The following is a 21469-nucleotide window of genomic DNA, read 5'->3' as shown; positions in this document are numbered from 1 at the left end:
TCGGAGACAAGGTGCCTCGGCGAACTCTCGACTCATTGGTGACCCAGGTCGCCTCGGAGTTGATGGCGGTCGATGCGTCCACGATGGCGGCCGCGAGTGAGCGTGTGCTGGCCTGGCTGGTGGAGCACTTCGATGTCGATTTCAGCTTCCTGCGTTTCACGGACGAGACCCGCGCGGCGTCGGTCCTGATCGCCGAATGGCCGCATCGCGAGCTGCCCGTGGATGTCGATCCTTTGCAGGTGGCCAACCTCGAGGATCCCACCGAGGCATTGACGCGCTTCGGTGAGACCACCGAGCCGATCATCATCAGGCCCGTCCCCGAATTCGCCGATTATCAGCGTCTGATTCACCAGGCCGCCGGAATCGAGGCCGTGTCCGCCGCCGCGGTGCCCCTGGTTTCCCGTGGCCGAGCGACCGGATTACTCGGTTTCATCAAAGAGGGCGACCGCGAGTGGAGCACTCGTGAACTGAATGTGCTCAAGGCGATCGCCGCCCTGTTCGCGCAGTTGCAGGCACGTGTCGTGGCCGAGGAACGGCTCCGATTCATCGCGATGCACGACGATCTGACCGGTCTGGTGAACCGGCGCGCGCTGCTGGAGCACATGGAGGAGCGGCTACGTGCCGGTAATGCCGGCCCGGTGGCGACCTTCTTCCTCGATCTGGATCGGCTCAAGGCGCTCAACGACTTCCTGGGACACACCGCGGGCGACAATTTCATCCGCTCGCTCTCGACCCGATTGCGCGAGAACCTCGACCCCGCCGACATGATCGCCCGGCTCGGTGGCGACGAATTCGTGATCGTGCCCGCGAAGCCGATGGACGCGGAGTCGGCCGGGGTGGAGGCCACCCGGATTCAGCAGTTGATCGGGCGGCGGGTGACGGGCGGGGAGGAAACCGTCAGCCGTGGGGCCAGTGTCGGTGTCGCGCTGGGCATTCCCGGGGAGACGACGGTCTCCGACGTGCTGCGGCGGGCCGATCATGCCCTGTTGTCGGCGAAGTCCAGTGGTGGCAATGGGGTGGCTGTCTTCACCGACGCGATGCGGGCGCAGTTCGAGTTGCAGGACGATGTCGAGCTGAATCTGCGGAGCGCGGTGTCGGACGGGTCGCTGGTGTTGCACTATCAGCCCGAGGTGGATTTGCGGACGGGGCGGGTCGTCGCCTTGGAGGCGTTGGTGCGGTGGCAGCATCCGACGCGGGGGTTGTTGCCGCCGGGGGCGTTCGTCGGGGTGGCGGAGGCCACGAATCTGGCGGGCGAGCTGGGGCGGTGGGTGATCCGCACGGCCAGTGAGCAGTTCGCGTTGTGGCGGCGGCGGGGGTTGGCGTCGAATGTGGTGATCCGGATCAATGTGTCTCCGGTGCAGCTGGTTTCGCTGGACTTCGTGGAGACCATGGAGGGGATTCTGCGGCGGTACGGGATCGACGGGTCGTCGGTGTGCCTGGAGATCACCGAACATGTTGTGGTGCAGGATCTCGCGCGCACGCAGGTGACGTTGCGCGGGCTCAAGCGGATGGGCGTGCAGATCGCGATCGACGACTTCGGGACGGGGTATTCGTCGCTGTCGCATCTGAAGGCGCTGCCGGTGGACGCGGTGAAGATCGACCGCGGGTTCGTGCAGCGGCTGGGCGCCAGCGCGGATGATCTGGCGATCGTGAAATCGATTGTGGGGCTGGCGGGTTCGTTCGGTCTCGGTGTGGTCGGCGAGGGTGTGGAGACCACGGTGGCGGCGCGCACGCTGGTGGCGCTGGGCTGTTACCGGGCACAGGGCTTCCTGATCGCGCGGCCGATGCCGGCCGAGGAGGTCGAGGAGCATCTGGCGGCGGGCCGGATCGCGCTGGATCTGGATCTGCCCGGTACCAGCCGGTCGGTCCTGCCCGGACCGTCCTGACCTGCCCGGAAATGATCCGAGCCCCCGGAAAATCGGGGCGAAACCGGTACTCGCCCGACTCGCGAACACTATTGTTCGTGTTGTAGCGTGCGGTTCTGACAGGGCTGTCGAAGTAAGGGATGGATCGGCGTGCGTGATCGTGGCCTGAGCGGCAAGAAGACTTTGATTACCGGCGCGGCGAGCGGCATCGGCCGGGCCACGGCGCTGGCGGCTGCCCGCAAGGGCGCCCGATTGGTGCTCACCGACGTGAACGTCGAGGGGCTGGACGCCACCGTCGAATCCATCCGTTCCGGCGGCGGCATCGTGGAGGTGGCCACCGCCCTCGACATCAGCGACTACGACGCCGTCACCGCCTTCGCGGAGAAGGTGCACGAGCAGCTCGGCTCGCTCGACGTGGTGATGAACATCGCGGGCGTCTCCACCTGGGGCACCGTCGAGAACCTCGAGCACAAGCACTGGAAGCGCATGGTGGATGTGAACCTCATGGGTCCCATCCATGTGATCGAGAACTTCGTGCCGCCCATGGTCGAGGCCGGGCGGGGCGGGGCGCTGGTCAATGTGTCCTCCGCGGCCGGTCTGCTCGCGCTGCCGTGGCACGCCGCGTACAGCGCCAGCAAGTTCGGTCTGCGCGGCGTCTCGGAGGTGCTGCGCTTCGATCTGGCCCGTCACGACATCAATGTCCACCTGGTGGTGCCGGGCGCGGTCGACACCCCGCTGGTGCAGACCGTGGACATCGTCGGGGTCGACCGGGACGACCCGCGAATCCAGGCCTGGATCAAGCGCTTCCGCCGCCACGCCAAGTCCCCGGACGAGGTGGCCCAGACGATTCTGCGCGGCGTGGAGAAGGGCACCTACCTGATCCACACCCAGTTCGACATCCGCTTCGGCTATTGGTGGGCCCGCAAGTTCGCCTGGCCGTACGAGTTCGCCATGCACCGCGCCAACGACCTGTTCACGACCTTCTTGCCCAAGGGGTAGGGGCACACTTGGTCGCGGTGCCGCCGCTGTCAGGTTCGCGGCCGTCTCGATTCTGGACTGACGGAGCGGGGGAGCGAAGCGGAGGAGCGGAGGAGGGAAGAATCGGGACCAGGGGCCGCGAACCCGCCCGGAGCGAAGCGGAGGGCAAATTAGACACAGTTCTCGGCCGCGTGCGTGTCCAGCACGCGCGCTCCCGGGCCCTCGTCGCCCAGGTGGTCGTGGGCGTTGAAGATCTTGCACACGCCCAGCGACAGGCATCCGCAGCCGATGCATCCGGTGAGGTTGTCGCGCAGCCGTACCAGCTGTTCGATCCGGTCGTCGAGGTCGGCGCGCCAGGTGGTGGACAGGGTCTCCCAGTCGCGGCGGCTGGGATTGCGCCCGTCGGGGAGGTTGTCGAGGGCGCGGCGGATCTCGGCGAGCGGAATGCCGACCCGCTGGGAGATGCGGATGAAGGCGACCCGGCGCAGGGTCTCGCGGGAGTAGCGGCGCTGGTTGCCGCTGGTCCGGCGGGCGCTGATCAGCCCTTCTCGTTCGTAGAAGTGCAAGGCGGACACCGAAACTCCGGCTCGCTGGGCGAGCTGACCGGGGGTCAGCTCCTTCGCCTGCCACGACGCGGTCTGCATTCCTGAACATTACTCCAGGTTTCCGGCCGTGGCGACCCGGCGACCGGAGGATTCACCGGGGCGACTCGAGGTTTTCCCAGGTGCGAATTGCATGCCATCCGTGCCGCGGGCAACTACCGTCGTGTCATGGGAACAAAGGCCGCACCCACGGCGCGACCGTTTTCCGTGACCTCGGAGGTCGGCGCACTGCGCACGGTGCTGTTGCACCGCCCGGGCGACGAGCTGCGCAGGCTCACCCCGCGCAACAACGATCAGCTGTTGTTCGACGCCATTCCCTGGGTGGAGCGCGCCCAGCAGGAGCACGACATCTTCGCCGACGTGCTGCGCGGCCGCGGGGTCGAGGTGCTGCTGCTGGCCGATGTGCTCACCGAGACCATCCAGGGCAGCGGCGCCGCCCGGATCCAGGGTATTTCCGGGGCCGTGGACGCCCGCCGGCTCGGTCACGTGCTGGCCGACGAGCTGGCCGCCCATCTACGCCGGGTGCCCGCCCCGGAGCTGGCGCAGATCCTCATGTCCGGCATGACATTCGACGAGCTGCCGTTCGGTCAGGACGCCACCTCGCTGGTGCGCCGCATGCATCACGGCCACGATTTCGTCATCGATCCGCTGCCGAACCTGCTGTTCACCCGGGACTCGTCGTTCTGGATCGGCCCGCGCGTGGCGATCACCTCGCTGGCGCTGCCCGCCCGGGCCCGCGAAACCTCGCTCACCGACCTGATTTACGCCTTCCACCCCCGTTTCCTGGGTGTGCGCCGGGCCTACGAATCGCACACCGCCCCCATCGAGGGCGGCGACGTGCTGCTGCTGTCCCCGGGCGTGGTGGCGGTCGGGGTGGGGGAACGGACCTCCGCCGCGGGCGCGGAAGCGTTGGCGCGCAGTCTCTTCGAGGATGATCTGGCCCACACCGTGCTCGTCGTGCCGATCGCCCAGACCCGTGCGACCATGCATCTCGACACGGTCTGCACCATGGTCGACGTCGACGCGGTGGTCATGTATCCGGCGATCCAGGACGAGTTGTGCGCCTTCACCATTCGTAAGGAGGAGGGTGGCGTGAGCATCTCCGGCCCCGACCCCTTCCTGCGGGTGGCGGCCGAGGCCATGGGCATCGGCAAGCTGCGGGTGGTCGACACCGGCCTGGACGGCGTCACCGCCGAACGGGAGCAGTGGGACGACGGCAACAACACCCTCGCCCTGGCCCCCGGCGTGGTGGTGGCCTACGAACGCAACGAGAACACCAATGCGCGGCTCGAAGACGCCGGAATCGAGGTGCTGCGCATCCCCGGCTCCGAGCTGGGTTCCGGCCGTGGCGGTCCGCGCTGCCTGTCCTGCCCGTTGTCGCGTGACGAGGTGTGATGAAGCCATGCTGGACATCCCGGTCGACCACCACTCGACGGTCCCGCCCTATGAGCAACTGCGCCAGGGCATCATCGCCCGGGTGCGCTCCGGTGAGCTCGCCGCCGGCACCAAGATCCCCACGGTCCGGGCGCTGGCGGCGACGCTGAAACTGGCCCCCAATACGGTGGCGCGCGCCTACCGCGAGCTGGAGCAGGACGGCATGCTCGAAACCCGGGGGCGGCTGGGCTCTTTCATCGCGTCCTCGGGCGACCCGACCCGTGACGTGGCGGGCCGCGCGGCCACCGAGTACGTGGCGGTGATCAGGCGGCTGGGCCTGGACGACGAGGCCGCCGAGCGCTACCTGCACGCGGCCCTGGGCGAAACCGACACCACGCCTTGATCTCCGGCCCGGTGGACCGCCCCGACGTCGGTCCTACCTCCAGCTGGGCAGCCACAGGTGGTCGTGCCAGTTGCCGGGTGTGATCGGCATACCGGTCAGGATCGGCCACAGCCAGATGAAGTTGGCGATGACCAGCGCCAGATACAGGCAGACCAGCAGCAGCCCCAGCCCTTGTCGTTCGCTGGGCGGGGTGAACAGCTGCCAGCCCGGCGCGCCCGAGAGCCGCCGTCCGCTGGGCGGCGCGTGCCCGAGGATGTCGCCGAGCGCCAGCGCCACGCCCATGGCCAGGAACGGGGCCAGCGGCACCGCGTAGAAGAAGTACATCTGCCGGTCCAGGTCCAGGAACCAGGGCAGGATTCCGGCCCCGTACCCGACCAGGACGGCGGCGTAGCGCCAGTCGCGCCGCACGATGCTGCGCCACAAGGCCCACCCCAGCATGGGGAAGGCCAGCCACCACAGCGCGGGCGTGCCGATCGCCATGACGGCCTTGACGCAGGCGGCCTGCCCGCAGCCGCTCACATTGGTGTCGGCGTAGTAGTAGAGCATCGGCCGCAGGCCCATGGGCCAGGTCCACGGCTTGGATTCCCACGGATGGTGATTGCCCGCGGAGTTGGTGAGCTCCTTGTGGAAGTTGAGCACCTCGCCGCCGTAGTACCAGAGTCCGCGCAGCGCGCTGGGCACCCACGAGAAGTCCCCGCCGCGACCGACCTTGGACCCGACCGCGTACCGGTCGTAGCTGGTCTCGCTGGCGAACCAGCCCCAGAAGGACATGAGGTAGACGAACACCGGCACGACCGCCAGCGCGTAGATCGTGGGCCCGAGGTCGCGCCGGGCGACGCCTTCCCACGGCTTCTTCACGCGATAACCGCGCCGCGCGGACAGGTCGAACGCCAGTGACAGCGCCGCGAATCCGACGATCCAGTACGCGCCGGACCATTTGGTGCCGCAGGCCAGCCCGAGCATGAGGCCCGCGCCGAACCGCCACCAGCGCACGCCGAAGCGCGGCCCGTATTCGGTGTCGTCGATGCGTCCTTGGGCGGAGACCAGGGCGATGCGGGTGCGGATGTCGTCGCGGTCCACCACCAGGCAGCCGAAGGCCGCGGTGACGAACAGCGCCTGGAAGATGTCGAGCATGCCGATGCGGGAGGACACGAAGGTGAGTCCGTCGCAGATCAGCAGGATGCCGGCGAACGCGCCGATCAGGGTGGATCGCGTCATCCGCCGCACGATGCGGATGACCAGCAGCACCAGCAGGGTTCCGGAGACGGCGGCCATGAACCGCCAGCCCAGCGGTCCGTATCCGAAGATGGCCTCGCCGAGCGCGATCATCTGCTTGCCGACCGGCGGGTGCACCACGAGCCCGTAGCCGGGGTTGTCCTCGACGCCGCCGTTGGTGAGCACCTGCCACCCTTGCGGCGCGTAGTGCTTCTCGTCGAAGACCGGCGTGTGCAGGTCGGTCGGATAGTTCAGCAGCAGGAACCGGGTGATGCCGGCGATCGTGGTGAGGAACAGCGTGACCACCCAGCCCCGCGCCCAGTCCGTGGGCCCGAAATCGGGTGAGGGCACCAGCGGAGCGGGACTCGACAGCGCCGCCGTCTCCGCCTGAACCGCTGACGGTCGCACGTCGGTTACCTGGGTCACGCCGTCGATCGTAAGCGGTCGCGCCCCTCGAGTCGCCTTCCGGTGAGCCGCCGCAACTCCGGTGGCGGCCCCCGGCCGGGGTTCGCGCGCCCGCGCCGGTAGGTTCGGCGGGTGTCTCGGAGTGGAACAGCGGAACAGATGAGCGCCGGGTCCGGTGCGCCGGGCCGGCTGGTCCTGGCGGCGACGCCGATGGGCGATATCGGTGACGCCTCGCGGCGGTTGCGGGACGCGCTCGCCACCGCCGACATCGTGGCGGCCGAGGACACGCGGCGGACGCGGTCGCTGGCGAAGGCGCTCGAGCTGGAGATCTCCGGCCGGGTGGTGAGCTTCTACGACCATGTGGAGACCGCCCGCATCCCGATGCTGCTCGAGGAGATCGAGTCCGGGAAGACGGTGTTGCTGGTCACCGACGCGGGCATGCCGTCGGTGAGCGATCCCGGGTATCGGATGGTGGCGGCGTGCGTGGAGCACGGTCTGCCGATCACCTGTCTGCCGGGCCCGTCGGCGGTGACGACCGCGCTGGCCCTGTCCGGCCTGCCCGTCGAACGCTTCTGTTTCGACGGGTTCCCGCCCCGCAAGTCCGGGCAGCGCAAGGAGTGGCTGCGCTCCTTGACTTCGGAAGCCCGTGCGGTGGTGTTCTTCGAGGCCCCGCACCGGCTCGCCGACTGCCTGGCCGACGCGGTCGAGGTGCTCGGCCCGACGCGGCGCGCCGCGGTCTGCCGGGAGCTCACCAAGACCTACGAGGAGGTCGTGCGCGGCACGCTGGCGGAGCTGGCCGCCTGGGCCGTCGAGGGTGCGCGCGGTGAGATCACCGTGGTTCTCGAAGGCGCGCAGCCGGTTTCGGCCGAGCCCGCCGATCTGGTCGGCCAGGTCGAAGCCCTGATCGAGTCGGGGCTGCGGTTGAAGGACGCGTGCGCGGAGGTGTCGGCCGCCACCGGAGCGTCGCGCCGCGAGTTGTACGACGCGGTGCTGGCGGCGCGTTCCGCCGAGTAGCCCGGGTGGTGTCCGGGCCGGGGTTGTCTGGCCAGTGTGCCCACTGGAAGGGGTGCGCCGATGCCGCACCCGGTCTCGCGGCCGCTGTTACAGTCCCCGATCATGGTGCATGAGACGGCCGCTCCGGCAAGTGAATTGGTGCTGGAACCGTTCGAGCTGAGCGCTGATTTCTATCAGCGGCCGCACGATGCGTACGACCTGTTGCGGGCGCGCGGCGCGGCGCATTTCGTGCGTTTCCCGGACGGTGGAACCGGTTGGCTGGTCACCGATTACGAGGCGGCGAAGGCCGTGTTCCTGGATCCCGCGGTCAGCAAGGCCCTCAAATCGCCGGGCGCGCAGGCCGCGCTGGGCGGTGATGCCGGGGGTGCGGCCATGTTCGGCGACATGATGCTGTTCTACGACCCGCCGCAGCACACCCGGCTGCGGGCGCTGGTGAATCGCGCGTTCAGTGGCCGCGCGGTGCGCGAACTGGCCCCGCGCACCACCGAATTGGCCGACGGCCTGCTGGCGGGGCTGGCCGAGGACGCCGCGTCCGAGCAGGATCTGCTGGACCGCTACGCGTTCCCGCTGCCCATGCTGGTGATCTGCGAGCTGCTGGGCGTGCCCAACGAGGACCGCGACAGCTTCCGCGCCTGGTCCACGACCCTGGTCTCCAATGACGAGACTCCCGAGGCCCGCGGCGCCGCCGTCGGCCAATTCCTCGGCTACATCGACGGATTGATCCGCGCCAAGCAGCAAGCGCCCGCCGATGACCTGCTCTCCGAACTGATCTCGGCCAGTGAGGACGGCGACCGGCTCTCCCACCGCGAGCTGATCAGCATGGTGTTCCTGCTGCTGATCGCGGGTTTCGAGACCACCGTGAACCTGATCTCCAACGCCGTCGCGATCCTGTTGACCGACAATGGGGTCCGCGCCGCCCTCGCCGCGGACCCGGGCCGGATGGCGGATTTCGTGGAGGAAGTCCTGCGCTTCGAGTCCCCGGCGAGCGAGGGCACCTTCCGCTACACGACCGCCCCGGTCACCGTCGGCGGCGTCGAAATCCCCGCGGGCCGTAGGGTTCTGGTGTCGATGGCCGCCGCCGACCGCGACCCGTCGCGCTTCGACGACCCGCACCGGGTGGACCTGGACCGCGCCGACAAGAACCATCTCGCCTTCGGTCACGGCATCCACCGGTGCGTCGGCGCTCCGCTGGCGCGCATGGAGGGCGGGGTCGCGCTGACCCGCCTGCTCGCGACCTACCCCGACTTGGTGCTCGCCACCGACGCCGAATTGTCCTGGCGCAAGTCGCTGATCGTGCGGGGACTCACCGCGCTGCCGGTCCGCCTCCGCCCCTGACCCGGGGTCCACCAGTTGGCGGGACCCATCAGTTTCACCAGCGCCGGGACCAGCAGCATGCGGACCAGGGTGGCGTCGATGATCAGCGCGATCACCATGCCGAGGCCGAGGAATCGCATGGGCGTGAGCGGCGACAGCGTGAACGCGCCGGTGATGAGCACGAGCAGTGTCGCCGCGGCGGTGATCACGCGCGCGGTCTGCACGGTCCCGACGCGCACCGAGGTCTCGGTGTCCGCGCCCGCGTCGTGCGCTTCCACCATGCGCGACAGCAGGAACACCTCGTAGTCGGTGGAGAGCCCGAACACGACCGCGATGATGAGGACCATCATCCCCGCCGAGAGCGGGCCGACGCTGACGTGCAGCGCACCCGCCAGATGCCCCTGATCGAAGATCCAGGTGAGCACGCCGAAGGTGGCGGCCAGGCTGAGGAAGGCCATGAGGACGGCCTTGAGCGGCAGGACGATCGAGCGGAATGCCAGCGCCAGCATGAGCAGCGTGACCGCCACCATGACCGCGATCATGAGCGGGAGCCGGTCGAGTACCGCCGCGATGCTGTCGACGGTGGTGGCGCTCTCCCCGCCGACGCGCAGCTCGAGTCCGTCCGGATGCAGGGCCCGCAGGTCGCGCACGATGTCCTGGGCGCGCGGTGAGCGGTCCGGGGCGGCGAGCGCGGCGTGCACGATGACGGTGTCGTCGCGGGTGTCGAGGGCCAGCGCCTGCCGGACCCCGGGCACGCCGCCGATCTCCCGCAGCGCCCGGCTGACCGTGGCCTGCGTCGGTGTGCCGCCGCCGGTTTCGCGGACCAGGATGGTGGCCCCGCTGTTGGCGGCGGGGAAGTGCGCCGTCAATTCCTCGACGGCGACCCGGGTTTCATTGCCCGCGGGCAGGGCGGTGTGGTCGATGTCGCCGAGCCGGACACCGGTCAGCGGCGCGGCCAGCACCAGCAGGATCGCGCCCACGGCCAGGGCGATCACTCCCGGCCGCTTCATGACCGCCGTGACGACGCCACCCCAGAACCGTTGCGCCCGAGCCTCGGAACGATCGAAGGCGTCCGCGCGCCAGCTCCACTTCCCGATCCGCGGGCCGAGCAGCGCCAGCATGGCGGGCAGCGCGGTCACCGACAGCGCGGCGGCCAGCCCCACCGCCGCGATGGCCCCGATCCCGAGCGAACGCAGCACCGCCAGCGGGAAGACGAACGTCCCCGCGAACGCGCACATGAGCAGCAGTGCCGAGAACAGCACCGTGCGCCCGGCCGTACCCAGGGTGCGTGTCACCGCCGCCTCCACGGTGGCTCCGCGCGCGAGTTCCTCCCGGAACCGTCCGACGATGAAAAGCCCGTAGTCGATGGCCAATCCGAGCCCCAGCAGCGACACCACGTTCATGGCGAACACGCTGACCTCGGTGAGCCGCGCGATCAGCCCGACCGCGCCCAGCGCGCCGATCACCGCCAGGGTGCCGATCGCCACCGGCAGCGAGGCGGCCACCACGCCGCCGAACACCAGGACCAGTACCAAGGCGGTCAAGGGAATCGAAATGGATTCGGCCAGTACCAGATCGTCCCGCGATTGCGTGCTGATCGTGTCGGCGAGCGCGCTGTACCCGGTCAGCTTCGTGTCGAGCCCGTCGACCCGCAGCGCGGCGGCGACTTTCGGATACTCCGCCACCCGCTGGTTGTCGTCGCCCGCCGAGAACACCACGGCGACCGCCTGCCGCCCGTCCGCCGACCGCAGATACTGCGATCGCGAACTGCTCCAATAGCTTTCGACGGGCCTCCGCAACAGAGCCGGGTCGATGGACGCGATGGCCGCCGTCACCCGCGGCCCGATATCCGCCAGCGACTGCCCGTCGGGCGCGGTGTACACGGCGATGACATCCGGATTCTGCGGCCCCAGCCGCTCGGTCACCCAGGCGTCCACCTCCGTGGATTCGCTGTGCGGCACCACGAATCCCGCCGAACTCACCCGCTGCTGCAGTCCGGTCGCGAACACCCCGCAGGCCAGCGCGAACAACACCGCCACCACCAGCACGGTTTTCGGCCGGGCGACCACCATCCGCGCCCACGCGGCCACCAGGCCGCCGGATGCGCCCATATCCTGCGGGCCGTCAGGGGAATCGGGTGCGACCTCCGCGGAATCGGCCGCGCCGGAACTGTCGATGGCGGTCATGGGCGCTCCGTTCGGGTTGTGCACGAGCCGGGCGTGCTAGTGGGTCGAGGCCGAATTCTCCGGAGCCAGTTCGGTTTCCAGCGTCCGGACGATGCGGTCCAGCAGCGCGTCCAGGCGCTCGGGCACGCCGCGGCCGCTGCGCGCGGAGACGGTGAGCTCGGTGCGGCCGCCGCATTCGGTCATGCCGACGAGCAGCGGCATGGCGACGCTGTGCTGCGGCATCACCTTGATCGCGGTGGGCGTGAATCCGGGGACGGCGAGCGCGTCCAGGTCGTAGCGGCCCATGTGGGAGACGGTGGCGGAGGCCAGGTTCAGGCCCGTCCGTGAGCCCAGGGCGTTGAGGGCGCGCAGCAGTCCGCGTCCGGCGGCCTGCGGCAGGTACTTCAGTCCGCCGTTGTCCATCTGGTTCAGTTCGCGGTTCTCCGCGAGCCCCGCCCGCTTGATGTCGTTGAGCTGCCGCCAGTCCATGCCCGGCCGCGCGTCCAGGAACAGCGGCAGCGCGAGATTCGCGGTGGACCGCAGCTCCGGGTCGTGGCGTCGGATGTCGACGGGGATCATGATGCGCGAGACGGGCCCGCCCTCATCGGCCAGCATGGCCGCCACCCGCATCAGCGTGCCCGGCCCGGTCGCGTGAATGGTCCTGGTGCGCAACAGGTGCCGGTGCTCGCCCCGCTCCTGGCGGCCGTGCCCGGTCGCCGACCGGAAGCGCGGCAGCATGAGGGTGGGCCGGCCGGGCGCGCCGATCCGCTTCACCAGTTCGGCGTCGGCGATCGGGTCGGCCGCGCCTACCGGCTCCTCGCCGCGCAACGCCCGCAGCACGTCGGTGGTCCACATGACCATGCCCATGCCGTCCATGACGCCGTGGAACACCCGGAAGACCAGGGCGGTGGTGGTGCCGGTGAGCAGCAGCACTTCCACGGTGGCGTCCGGGGTCGGCCCGATCGGGCTGGTCAGCACCGGATCCGCTTCCAGCGCCGGGTATTGCAGCTCGTGCTCGACGACGCGCACGCCGGGCGCGCGTCCGCTGTCCACCCAGTGGCGGCCGTCGCGCACCAGGCGCGCGCCCGGGTTCGCGGCCGCGGCGGTGGCGACCGCGCGCCGCAGCGTCTCCGGGTCGATGCTGCCCGTGCCCTCCACCACCAGCTGCATCAGGAACGGCGGAGCCAGATCCCGCATCGGGAAGTAGATGAGTTCGGTGGGAGAGATGGGACGGCGGAACATGGACCTACCTGCCTGGATCGTCTCGATGCGTTAGATCTGCGCGTTCAATGCCACCGCGCCGCCCTGGCTTTCGAGCCAGGTCAGGAAACCGGCCAGGCCGGCCTCGCGGTCCACGATCGGCCGGTAGCCGAGGTCGCGGGCGGCGGCGGAGGTGTCGTAGGTCGCGGTGCGGGTCATCAGCGCGACCACGTACCGGGACAGCGGCGGCGACCACCGGGTGGCGACGAACGGTATGCGCCAGACGGTTTCGATGGCGGCCACGATCGCGGCGAGGACCTTCGGATTCGGCTGCCGGGTCGGCTTCGGGTAGCCGAGACCGGTGGCCACCTCGCCGAGGAAACCCCACACGTCGGTGCGTTCGGCGTCGGCGATGAAATACGCCTTGCCGCCGGCGTTCTCGCTGCGCGCGGCCAGCACGCAGGCCTCGGCGATATTGTCCACGTGGCACAGCGAGGCGTACACCTGCCTGCCGTAGGACAGGTCCGGCAGCGAGCCTTCGCCCGCCCGGCCCAGCAGCCGCACGATCGGCCCGGACCGGTCGCCCGCGCCCCAGATGGCGCGCGGTCGCAGCGCGCAGGTGCTGAACCCGTCCGTATTCGAGGCCAGGACCAGGCGTTCGGCCGCGGCCTTGGTCTCGGAGTAGTGGTTCAGATAGCGGCTCGGGTACGGCACCGATTCGTCGATGTCGACCTGATCGCCGCCGTCGCGGTCCATGAGCGCGCTCGGGCTGGACACGAACACGAACCGGGACGCGCCATTGCGTTTCGCCGCCCGCAGCAGATTCTCGGTGGCCGTGACGTTCTCGGCGACGAACTGGTCGCGGGTGCCGCGATCGTCCACCCGGGCGGCACTGTGGAAGACCACGTCCACGCCCTTGGTGGCACGATCCAGGGAGCCCTGATCGGTCAGGTCGCCGGTGACGACCTCCACCCGATCCAGCACCTCCGACAGATCACGCAGGTTGCTGGTCGGCCGGGCCAGAATGGCCACCTCGTAGTCGCCGTCGCGGACCAGGCGGCGCACCAGCGCCCCGCCCAGGAATCCGGAAGCGCCTGTCACCAATGCCTTCACGCTCCGTCCTCTCCGCATGCCCGGGAGCGCCGCGTGGTTACGCAAGCTGCCTCCTCCGCGCTTGACCCGGTCATGCGGCCTCCTGCGTCTTCCACCAGGTGATCCCGAAGATCTGGGTCATGGCCGCCGTCTTGACCGGCGAGTGCCCAGTGTCCGCCGTGGCGCGCAGGGCGGCCGGGATCTGGGCCGCGTGCACCACGACGCTCAGGAACGCGTCGATCCAGAACACCGCGCGCAGCAGCCGGTTCTCCGGGGCGCGATCACCCGCCGCGAGCAGCACGCCCACCGCGAGATACAGCCAGCCGAGCACCGGAATCGCGCGTAGTACCAGCACCTTCATCGTCGTTCGTCCTTTCCGAGCCGCTCCGCCGCCCAGACCGCGAGCTGCTCGCGGCCGATCTTGGCATTGTGTCGGATGTCGACCGGGAACTTCGGGTGGAACAGGAACGTGGAAACGGCTGCGGTGACCATGAATTCGGCCGACCGAGCCTGCAGCCCGGCCATGACGGCCGCGGGATCCGCGCCCGGTGCGGTCTCGACGCACAGCACCGGCCGCTGCGCGCCCCGCTCGCCCACGCCGACCAGCGCGGTCCGGGCCACGCCGGGCACGGCGTTGAAGACCTGCTCCACCTGCACCGAGAACATGGGTCCGGCGGCGGTCTGCAGCCGCTGACTCTTGCGTCCGCAGAACCAGATCCGGCCCTCGCCGTCGATGCGGGCCAGGTCGCCGGTGCGATGCCACACCGTCTCGCCGTCGTGGATCTTGCCCGCCGCGTTCGCCGACTCCGGCCAGTAGTAGCGGGTGCTCACGTTCGGCCCGGCCACCACCAGTTCGCCGATGCCGCGGGTGGCGGCCAGCTCGGTCTCACGGGCCTGCGCGTGCGCCCAGGTCGGGATCGGGTCGTCGGTGATGGCGACCAGCCGCGCGCGCACCCCTTCGGCGGGACGGCCGACGCAGGTGCCTTCGCCGAGACGGGCGCGATCGGCCAGACCGGCCAGCAGCTCCCGGGATTCGATGGTGGACATGGGCAGCGCCTCGGTGGAGCCGTACCCGGCGTACACCTCCGCGTCCGCGGCCAGCACCCGGCGCAACCCGGCGATGCAGGTGTCCGGGACGGGCGCGCCGCCGGAGAAGATGCTGTGCAGCGTCGGCACCGGCGTGCGGTGCGTCTCCAGGTGCCGCAGCAGCGGGATCAGCACGGCGGGGGAGGCGAACATGGTCTTCACCCCGAACCGGTTGATCGCGTCCACCACGTGCGCGGGATCGGTGGAACCGACCTTGCTGGGCACCAAGGGCGGTAGGACACAGCGGGATCCGAGGAGCATGTCGAGAATGCCGACCAGCGGCAGCGTGATCAGCGAGGTGCCCGGCTCCACCCGGCCGCGGGCGGCGTGCACCTGCTCGACCATGGCGCTGAGATTGCCGTGCGTCATCTCCACGGCCTTGGCGGGGCCGGTCGAGCCGGTCGTGTAGGCGATGAGCAGCACCTCGTCGGCGGGTGCTGGGACGCGCTCGCGCAGGGTGAAGGCGTCGAACGGGGCCCGGTGCTCACCGGACGGCCGCCGGGAGTCGGCGACGGAGGCGAGCAGTTCCTCCAGTCGCGCCGCCATTTTCGCGCCGACCGGACCGGCGGCGTCGATGCGGAACCGGGTGCCGAAGCGGCTCGCGGTCGCCGGGGCGTCCCAGCTGCGCAGGGTCGGACCGCCCCAGAACCAGCGCGGGCCCACGGTCAGCGTCACCCGCACATTGCGGAAGTACTTGGCGAACAGCACCCGCGCCGCGTGCGCCTGCGGGATGCCGATGAACGCCTCCGCGTTCGCCGCGCGCAGGCAGTTGAGCATCTTGCGCACACCCATGCCCGGATCGATCACGACCGGGATGGCGCCGATCTTCAACAGCCCCAGCATGATCGCGTACAGCTCCGGGCTGGGCAGCACCAGCACTATGGTGCGGGTGCCGCGGCCCACCCCGGCGGCGGCCAGGTGCAGGCCGATGGTGTCGGACCACTCGTCGAGCTCGCGGTAGGTGAGATGGCGGTAGTCCGGCAGGCCGGAGGCGGTCTTCCCCGCGGGGTAGATCACCGCCTCACGGTCCGGATCGGCGGCCACCACCGCGCGGAAGCGGTCGATGGCCTGCCAATAGGTCGCGGTCGTCACGCCGCGGCCCCGACCACGGCGGGCAGACGGTAGACAACGGCGGCCGCCGACGGGCCCGCGCCCGCCGCCACGAACAGCACATCGCGGTATCCGGTCAGCGATTCCGCCTGGGCGGCAGCGTGATACGCCAGCGACAGCGACGCGGTGTGCGGGTCGCCCTGGGACAGGTCCGGGAGGAACACCGCGTCCGGGGCGATGCCCAGCTCCTCGGCCAGGCGGGCCGGGAAGTCGTCGCTCGGGGTGGCGGCGATCAGGGCGGTGGTGGTCTCCTCCGCGTCGCCGCCCGCGAGGGCGGCGCGGGCGGCGTCGGCGGCGACCGTGAGCAGCCGGTCCAGGTAGTCCGGCTCACGGTCCACCGTCATCAGGCCGCGGCCGCGGTCGCCCATGGTCTCGGTGTCCACGTACGACTCCAGGCCCGGGGTGCCCGCGGCGGCCCGGGTGTGCACCCGGCCGAAGCCCTCGGGCTGGTCGCTCTGCTCCAGCAGGAGCGCGGCGCCGGCGGTGGCGTAGGGGAATTCGTCGTCGGCGGCCGCGCGGGTCATCGACGGGTGAGTGTCACCGGAGACGATCAGCACGTGCTCGGCGCTGCCGGTCGCCAGCACCGCCTGCGCCACCTGCACCGCGTTGAGGACGCTGGTGCCCGCGTTCATCAGGTCGAAGGAGAAGGACCGCGGGTCCTCCTTCACGTAGTCCAGGCCGATGCCCGCGGCCTTCTGGATCAGCGCCGAGACGGCGGGTTCGACGGTATTGCTGTCGCGGAAGATGCCCGCGTTGATCATCACCCCGACCTGTCCGGGCTCCACCCCGGCGCTCTCCATGGCCCGGCGCGCGGCCCGGCCACTGAGCTCCACGATGCTGAAAGTGTCGGTGTCCCGGGCGATTCCGGTGGATTTGATGCGCACACCCATGGCGGTACCTCAGACCTTCAGCGACGAGATGGTGGTGGACAGGAATCCGCCGACGACGCCCGACGCCGCGGGGATCATCAGGATCTTCGATCCGGCGGCCAGGTTCTGCTGGCTCAGCTGATCGTGCAGCACGATGAAATGGGAAGTGCTGGAAGTGTTTCCGTACTTCTCGATGACATTCAGGTCCGGCGGCATGGGGTGGCCGAATTCGCGTTCGGCGATGGCGTTCATGAACGGGATGGCGGCCGCGCCGAACTGGTGGTGGATGATGTAGTCGAAGCCCTCGTCGGCGAAGGTGATGCCCTCGGCCTCCATGAAATTGCGCTGGGTGTCGGTCCACAGCAGGAACCGGGCCTCGTTGTGCATCTTCCGGTTGTCGGTGTACAGCGCGACGCCGTTGGACTTGTCGCTCGGCATACCCAGACAGAGGTGGGAGAACTCCGACGCGGTGGTGAGTTCGATGTAGTGGATCACGTCGTTGTCGTCGACGGCCTCGTCCAGCACCACACACGCGCCGGAATCGCCGACGGTGAGCGAGGCGAATTGCAGATCGTATTTGCTGGAGATTTCGTCGACCGCGGTTTCCGCGATCGGCGTGATGGCCTCACCGCTGACCACGATGCCGCGTTTCACGGCGCCGCTGCGAATCATGCGGTCGAGAATGTAGACGCCACTCATCATGCCGGCGCAGGCATTCGAGAGATCGAATGCGATGACATCCTCGCGGGCGCCGATGGCGCGGGCGATGGTCCCGGCGAAGGACGGCTCCATGTACATCTTGGTGCCGTGCTTGCTGCGGGTGATGGAGGTGGAGATGATGATGTCGAGATCGCCCGCGGCGTACGACGACCTGGCCAGGCAGTCCTCGACCGCCTTCATGGCGAGCGCGAAGGAATCCTCGCGGCTCTCCGGGCGGGTGTCGCGGAACCGGCGTTCCTTGACTCCCGTAATTCGTTCGAGATCGAATTCGGGCGCCTCCTTCAATCGCGCGACGAGTTCTGCTGTGGTGACCCGGTTCTCGGGCAGATAGGCGCCGATCGATTCGAATCGAGATTGCGGCACAGGGGACTCCTGAAGCTGGGGAGGCTGAAAAGCATTGGGGGGAAAGGTGATCGACTGTGATCGTCAAGCTCGGATGCGCTGAGGCTACCCGAGGGTAACCAGCTTGGGGAACTGTCGCGTTCCGTGTAACCGTCTGAGACGAAAGGTGAACAGTCGCTTACTGTTACGAGCGGTGACAGAAAGGACCTTCGCGCAGCCAGCCTCGCCGAGGTCGCGCTGAAATGGGGGTTTGACCCTCTCTGGCAATGCAAGTGAACATCCGGCTATCCTCGGTCATGTGCCTTCGGCATGGTCCGGATATGGCGGGACGAGGCCCCCGTTGTGAGTGAGTTCACGCATCAGGCGCGTGCGGGCAGACCCAATACCGCGTTCACGAATTCCACGAACAGCGGCGCCAATTCGGGCACCCGATGCGCCCCCTCGGCGACGATGACCCGCCGCGTGCGCTCCCCGATCGCGTCCGGGATCAGCGCGAACAGTTCGTCCGCGATCACCGGCAGGGTCGGATCGGTCACCCGCGCCTCGGCGTAGAACGCGCGATACAGATCCGCGAACCGATCCACCGACAGATCCCGCAGCGCCACCGATTGCTGATCCACCTTGAACGCCTCGACCAGCATCAGTCGCGCGAAATCCGGTTCGGACGCCACGGTTTCGCAGAATGTCACCACGATGGACTCGATCCGCTCGTGCGCCCCCGCATCGGTCGGCAACTGCCCCAGTTCATCGGCGATCCGAGTCGCGATGATGTCCGAAGCCGTCCGCACCGCCTCGATGAAGCACTCTTCCTTATTGCTGAAGTGTTCGTAGAACGTGCTTCGCGACACCCGGGCCCGCGCCACGATATCGCTCAACGTGACCGCGTAATACCCTTTCCCCTCAACGCATTCCACCATCGCCTCCAGCAACCGCCCCCGCTGCGAGGTGAGCACCGCCTCCCGGGCGGCCCGATGCCGCTGATCGAAGTCCGTGCGCTGCAACCCCGCGGCCGACCCACCCCAACCCCGCATCAAAACCTCCCTGACTGAACCGCTAACACTTCAGATACCCATTATCGAGCCCCTGCCGAACCCACCCCACCCCGGTATTGACATCGCATGCCATCAGTCCCCTTCCGTTGTCCTCTCAACAGGGTCCCGCGTCACTGTGACCTGCACCGGACCGTAGGCTGGCGGAAGATTTCCGGAAGGGTGGACGACAGGTGCTAGGAGTGTTCGACTCGATCCCCGAACAACCCTTGCTCGGGATCTACATGCGGTACCGGCGCGAGACGCTCGGCATCACCCAGGAGGAAACCGCCAAGCGCATGTTCGTCAGCCTCTCGCTGTACCGGAAGCTCGAGAGCGGGGAACGTGTGCTCACCGCCGAGCGGCTCTCGGACTGGTGTGCCGTCATGGACGCGCCGAGCTGGATGCTCGAGAAGATGGTCTCGCTGACGATGCCGAAGATCGTGACGGTGGCGCGGGGAGTGTGGCCGCCCGTGCTGCGTCGGGAAGACCTCGATCATCTCCAGGCACTGCCGTATCCGGCCTTCTATCACCGGTTCCCCGAATACGAGGTGCTGGCGGCCAATTCGGCGGCGACAGCCGCGTTCCCCTGGCTGGCCCCCGCACCCGAGGGCTCCGAGCGGCCGGTGAACGTCATCGAACAGATGATGACCGTGTCCGAAGCGCGCGAGTCCCTGGTCAACTGGGACACCGTGGCCCACCGGTTGCTGTTCACCCTCCGAGTTCTCGCACCCGGCGTCGTCGCTCCCGAACGGCTCACGCAGATCATCCGGACCTGCCGCGCGAATCCGGAATTCGAGCGCATGTGGAACACGCCCATGGACGAGGACGTCTACACCGATTCGCTCATGCTGGTCCGCGATCCGGAAGCCGGCGAGCTCCGACACTTCACCATGCGCGCCTACAACGCCTATCACCCCCAGGACTGCTCCTACCAGCTGTTCGTCCTCACGCCGCGAACCCCCGGCACCGCCACCGTCGACCCGTTCGCGCTCGCATGACGAACGCCGAACCCGAACCGTCGCTGCTCGCGATGTACCTGCGCTACCGGCGCGAGACCCTGGGCATCACCCAGGAGGAGATCGCCCGGCGCATGTACGTCTCGCTCTCCCTCTACCGGAAGCTGGAGAGCGGCGAGCGCGCGCTGACCCCGGAGCGGCTCGAGGACTGGTGCGTCGCCGCCGAAGCGCCGATGTGGATGCTCGACAAGATGGTCACCCTGGCCGTTCCGAAGATCATGACGATCGCCCGCGGGGCCTGGCCGCCCGAACTACGCCAGGAGGACCTCGACCACCTGCACGGCCTCCAGTTTCCCGCGTACTTCCACCGCTTCCCGGAATACGAGGTGCTCGCCGCCAACGAGGCTGCGACAGCGGCGTTTCCGTGGCTGGCGCCCGCGGGCACCGACGCGGAGCGTCCGGTGAACGTCATCGAGCAGATGCTGACCGTCCCGGAGATGCGGGAACTGCTGGTCAACTGGGACACCATCGTGCATCGGCTGGTGTTCGGACTCCGCGTCCTCTCGCCCGGCATCATCGCCCCGGAGCGGCTCGCGCAGATCATCGAAACCTGCGGCGTGAACCCGGAGTTCGAGCGCATGTGGAACACCCCGATGGAGGAGTGGTTGTTCAACGACTCCCTGGTGCAGGTCCGTCATCCCGCATCCGGCGAGATCATGTCCCTGACCATGCGCTCGTACAACCCTTCGCTCCCTCAGGACTGCTCCTACCAGCTGTTCATGCTCACGCCGCGCATGCCCGGCACGCCCACCGTCGACCCTTTCGCGATCGACTGACCCGCCCCGAGGAGGTGTACCGATGGTGTCCGGTGAGAGTCGGCCCGCGCCCGAGCAGCCCATGCTCGGCATGTTCATGCGCTACCGGCGCGAGCATCTGGGATTGACCCAGGACGAGGTGGCGCGACGCATGTTCGTCAGCTTGTCGCTCTATCGCAAGCTGGAGAACGGCGAACGCCCCATGTCTCCGGAGCGGTTGGCGGACTGGTCGCGGGCCATGAACGCGCCCGCGTGGCTGTTGCGCAAGATGGCGTCGCTGGCGCTGCCGATGGCGTCCGCGGTGGAGGCGGGGGTGTGGCCGCCGGCGTTGCGGGCCGAGGACATCGAGCATTTGGAGGCGCTGCCGTTTCCGGCGTTCTATCACCGGACGCCCGAGTACGAGATCCTGGCGGCGAATCAGGCCGCGCGGGAGGCGTTTCCGTGGCTGCTTCCCACGCACGCGGATGCGGAGCGGCCCGCGAATGTCATCGAGCAGATGATGACCGAGCCGATCGCGCGGGAGGTGCTGATCAACTGGGAGCTGATCGTGCATCGGCTGCTGTTCATCCTGCGGGTGAACGCGCCGGGGACCGTCGCTCCGGAGCGGCTGGCGCAGATTCTGGAAACCTGCCGGGTGAATCCGGAATTCGAGCGATTCTGGACCACCGACCTCAGTGAGGAGCAGTTCAACGATTCACTGGTTCTGGTCCGGGACCCGGAGACCGGCGGGCAGATGGCGCTGACCATGCGCTCCTACAACGCCTGGCATCCCGACAACTGCCCGTACCAGTTGTTCATGCTCACGCCGCGGGCCGACCCGACGCCGAGCGTGAGTGCCCCAATTCGTGCGACCTCCCCGGGTTGACCCTGCAAGCCACGGGTTGGATGCTTGTTCGGCGAGATCAAACTGCTG

At 68.9% G+C, this 21469-nt stretch carries 19 protein-coding genes; 9 read left to right on the top strand and 10 right to left on the bottom strand.

The genetic code is table 11. From position 1 onward, the window contains the following. Positions 1 to 62: 62 nt before the first annotated feature. Complete coding sequence (locus tag ACWEOI_RS09920; protein WP_452359578.1) at positions 63 to 1886, top strand: putative bifunctional diguanylate cyclase/phosphodiesterase; 1824 nt, start codon at positions 63 to 65, stop codon at positions 1884 to 1886. 129 nt (positions 1887 to 2015) lie between these two features. Then, positions 2016 to 2864: an SDR family oxidoreductase gene (locus ACWEOI_RS09915; protein WP_452359409.1), complete on the top strand. Its 849-nt coding sequence runs from the start codon at positions 2016 to 2018 to the stop codon at positions 2862 to 2864. 149 nt (positions 2865 to 3013) lie between these two features. Here the strand turns inward: ACWEOI_RS09915 and soxR are convergent, their stop codons facing one another. Further along, complete coding sequence (gene soxR / locus ACWEOI_RS09910) at positions 3014 to 3487, bottom strand: redox-sensitive transcriptional activator SoxR (protein ID WP_433668419.1); 474 nt, start codon at positions 3485 to 3487, stop codon at positions 3014 to 3016. A 126-nt stretch (positions 3488 to 3613) separates the two neighbouring features. Here soxR and arcA point away from each other — a divergent pair, with 126 nt between their 5' ends. Continuing rightward, the gene (gene arcA / locus ACWEOI_RS09905; protein ID WP_433668418.1) at positions 3614 to 4840 is read left to right on the top strand and encodes an arginine deiminase; all 1227 of its coding nucleotides are present in this window, start codon (positions 3614 to 3616) and stop codon (positions 4838 to 4840) included. A gap of 7 nt (positions 4841 to 4847) precedes the next feature. Then, positions 4848 to 5222 (top strand): GntR family transcriptional regulator, encoded by a 375-nt coding sequence (locus ACWEOI_RS09900; protein ID WP_433668417.1) that lies wholly within the window; start codon positions 4848 to 4850, stop codon positions 5220 to 5222. A 33-nt stretch (positions 5223 to 5255) separates the two neighbouring features. Here the strand turns inward: ACWEOI_RS09900 and ACWEOI_RS09895 are convergent, their stop codons facing one another. Further along, the gene (locus tag ACWEOI_RS09895; RefSeq protein ID WP_433668416.1) at positions 5256 to 6863 is read right to left on the bottom strand and encodes a phospholipid carrier-dependent glycosyltransferase; all 1608 of its coding nucleotides are present in this window, start codon (positions 6861 to 6863) and stop codon (positions 5256 to 5258) included. Between the two features lie 138 nt (positions 6864 to 7001). Between ACWEOI_RS09895 and rsmI the strand changes: the two genes are divergently transcribed. Together rsmI and ACWEOI_RS09885 are read left to right on the top strand one after the other, a co-directional pair. Next, positions 7002 to 7856 carry a 16S rRNA (cytidine(1402)-2'-O)-methyltransferase gene (gene rsmI, locus ACWEOI_RS09890; RefSeq protein WP_433668414.1) on the top strand — a complete coding sequence of 285 codons (855 nt, stop codon included), beginning with the start codon at positions 7002 to 7004 and terminating at the stop codon, positions 7854 to 7856. A 102-nt stretch (positions 7857 to 7958) separates the two neighbouring features. Continuing rightward, a complete protein-coding gene (locus tag ACWEOI_RS09885) occupies positions 7959 to 9191 on the top strand; it encodes a cytochrome P450 family protein (protein ID WP_452359408.1) in 1233 nt (410 codons plus the stop codon). On the opposite strand, the gene ACWEOI_RS09880 is transcribed toward ACWEOI_RS09885, so the two are convergent. The 8 genes from ACWEOI_RS09880 to ACWEOI_RS09845 all read right to left on the bottom strand — a co-directional run bounded on the left by ACWEOI_RS09880 (position 9092) and on the right by ACWEOI_RS09845 (position 18785). Continuing rightward, on the bottom strand, positions 9092 to 11260 hold the full coding sequence (locus tag ACWEOI_RS09880; RefSeq protein WP_433673485.1) for an MMPL family transporter: 2169 nt from the start codon (positions 11258 to 11260) through the stop codon (positions 9092 to 9094). The genes ACWEOI_RS09885 and ACWEOI_RS09880 overlap by 100 nt on opposite strands. A 132-nt stretch (positions 11261 to 11392) precedes the next feature. Then, a complete protein-coding gene (locus ACWEOI_RS09875) occupies positions 11393 to 12577 on the bottom strand; it encodes a peptide synthetase (protein ID WP_452359407.1) in 1185 nt (394 codons plus the stop codon). A gap of 30 nt (positions 12578 to 12607) precedes the next feature. After that, positions 12608 to 13648 carry an NAD-dependent epimerase/dehydratase family protein gene (locus ACWEOI_RS09870; protein ID WP_452359406.1) on the bottom strand — a complete coding sequence of 347 codons (1041 nt, stop codon included), beginning with the start codon at positions 13646 to 13648 and terminating at the stop codon, positions 12608 to 12610. A gap of 70 nt (positions 13649 to 13718) precedes the next feature. Beyond that, positions 13719 to 13988, bottom strand: coding sequence for a hypothetical protein (locus ACWEOI_RS09865; RefSeq protein WP_452359405.1), 270 nt, complete (start codon positions 13986 to 13988; stop codon positions 13719 to 13721). After that, on the bottom strand, positions 13985 to 15805 hold the full coding sequence (locus ACWEOI_RS09860) for a fatty acid CoA ligase family protein (protein WP_452359404.1): 1821 nt from the start codon (positions 15803 to 15805) through the stop codon (positions 13985 to 13987). Before ACWEOI_RS09860 ends, ACWEOI_RS09865 begins: the two co-directional genes overlap by 4 nt. Further along, a complete protein-coding gene (locus ACWEOI_RS09855; protein ID WP_452359403.1) occupies positions 15802 to 16713 on the bottom strand; it encodes a hypothetical protein in 912 nt (303 codons plus the stop codon). The genes ACWEOI_RS09860 and ACWEOI_RS09855 overlap by 4 nt, the downstream gene beginning before the upstream one ends. A gap of 9 nt (positions 16714 to 16722) precedes the next feature. Next, on the bottom strand, positions 16723 to 17775 hold the full coding sequence (locus ACWEOI_RS09850) for a 3-oxoacyl-[acyl-carrier-protein] synthase III C-terminal domain-containing protein (RefSeq protein WP_433668403.1): 1053 nt from the start codon (positions 17773 to 17775) through the stop codon (positions 16723 to 16725). Between the two features lie 338 nt (positions 17776 to 18113). After that, positions 18114 to 18785 carry a TetR family transcriptional regulator gene (locus tag ACWEOI_RS09845; protein WP_433668402.1) on the bottom strand — a complete coding sequence of 224 codons (672 nt, stop codon included), beginning with the start codon at positions 18783 to 18785 and terminating at the stop codon, positions 18114 to 18116. Between the two features lie 200 nt (positions 18786 to 18985). Here ACWEOI_RS09845 and ACWEOI_RS09840 point away from each other — a divergent pair, with 200 nt between their 5' ends. From ACWEOI_RS09840 to ACWEOI_RS09830, 3 genes are read left to right on the top strand one after another with little or no spacing between them, the layout of a single operon-like run. Then, a complete protein-coding gene (locus tag ACWEOI_RS09840) occupies positions 18986 to 19783 on the top strand; it encodes an MmyB family transcriptional regulator (protein WP_452359402.1) in 798 nt (265 codons plus the stop codon). Further along, positions 19780 to 20577 carry an MmyB family transcriptional regulator gene (locus ACWEOI_RS09835; RefSeq protein ID WP_452359401.1) on the top strand — a complete coding sequence of 266 codons (798 nt, stop codon included), beginning with the start codon at positions 19780 to 19782 and terminating at the stop codon, positions 20575 to 20577. Before ACWEOI_RS09840 ends, ACWEOI_RS09835 begins: the two co-directional genes overlap by 4 nt. Positions 20578 to 20599: 22 nt before the next feature. Next, the gene (locus ACWEOI_RS09830; protein WP_433668396.1) at positions 20600 to 21421 is read left to right on the top strand and encodes an MmyB family transcriptional regulator; all 822 of its coding nucleotides are present in this window, start codon (positions 20600 to 20602) and stop codon (positions 21419 to 21421) included. Positions 21422 to 21469: the final 48 nt, after the last annotated feature.

The sequence above is a fragment of the Nocardia sp. NPDC004340 genome (assembly GCF_053602575.1).
This window is presented reverse-complemented; position numbering and strand designations above follow the sequence as displayed.

What these genes read in the sequence shown, in the direction of transcription:
- ACWEOI_RS09875 (WP_452359407.1), bottom strand. Translation starts at nt 12,577, where the DNA reads ATGTTCCGCCGTCCCATCTCTCCCACCGAACTCATCTACTTCCCGATG.
- ACWEOI_RS09830 (WP_433668396.1), top strand. Translation starts at nt 20,600, where the DNA reads ATGGTGTCCGGTGAGAGTCGGCCCGCGCCCGAGCAGCCCATGCTCGGC.
- ACWEOI_RS09885 (WP_452359408.1), top strand. Translation starts at nt 7,959, where the DNA reads ATGGTGCATGAGACGGCCGCTCCGGCAAGTGAATTGGTGCTGGAACCG.
- ACWEOI_RS09920 (WP_452359578.1), top strand. Translation starts at nt 63, where the DNA reads ATGGCGGTCGATGCGTCCACGATGGCGGCCGCGAGTGAGCGTGTGCTG.
- arcA (WP_433668418.1), top strand. Translation starts at nt 3,614, where the DNA reads ATGGGAACAAAGGCCGCACCCACGGCGCGACCGTTTTCCGTGACCTCG.
- ACWEOI_RS09835 (WP_452359401.1), top strand. Translation starts at nt 19,780, where the DNA reads ATGACGAACGCCGAACCCGAACCGTCGCTGCTCGCGATGTACCTGCGC.
- ACWEOI_RS09845 (WP_433668402.1), bottom strand. Translation starts at nt 18,785, where the DNA reads ATGCGGGGTTGGGGTGGGTCGGCCGCGGGGTTGCAGCGCACGGACTTC.
- soxR (WP_433668419.1), bottom strand. Translation starts at nt 3,487, where the DNA reads ATGCAGACCGCGTCGTGGCAGGCGAAGGAGCTGACCCCCGGTCAGCTC.
- ACWEOI_RS09855 (WP_452359403.1), bottom strand. Translation starts at nt 16,713, where the DNA reads ATGGGTGTGCGCATCAAATCCACCGGAATCGCCCGGGACACCGACACT.
- ACWEOI_RS09900 (WP_433668417.1), top strand. Translation starts at nt 4,848, where the DNA reads ATGCTGGACATCCCGGTCGACCACCACTCGACGGTCCCGCCCTATGAG.
- ACWEOI_RS09865 (WP_452359405.1), bottom strand. Translation starts at nt 13,988, where the DNA reads ATGAAGGTGCTGGTACTACGCGCGATTCCGGTGCTCGGCTGGCTGTAT.
- rsmI (WP_433668414.1), top strand. Translation starts at nt 7,002, where the DNA reads ATGAGCGCCGGGTCCGGTGCGCCGGGCCGGCTGGTCCTGGCGGCGACG.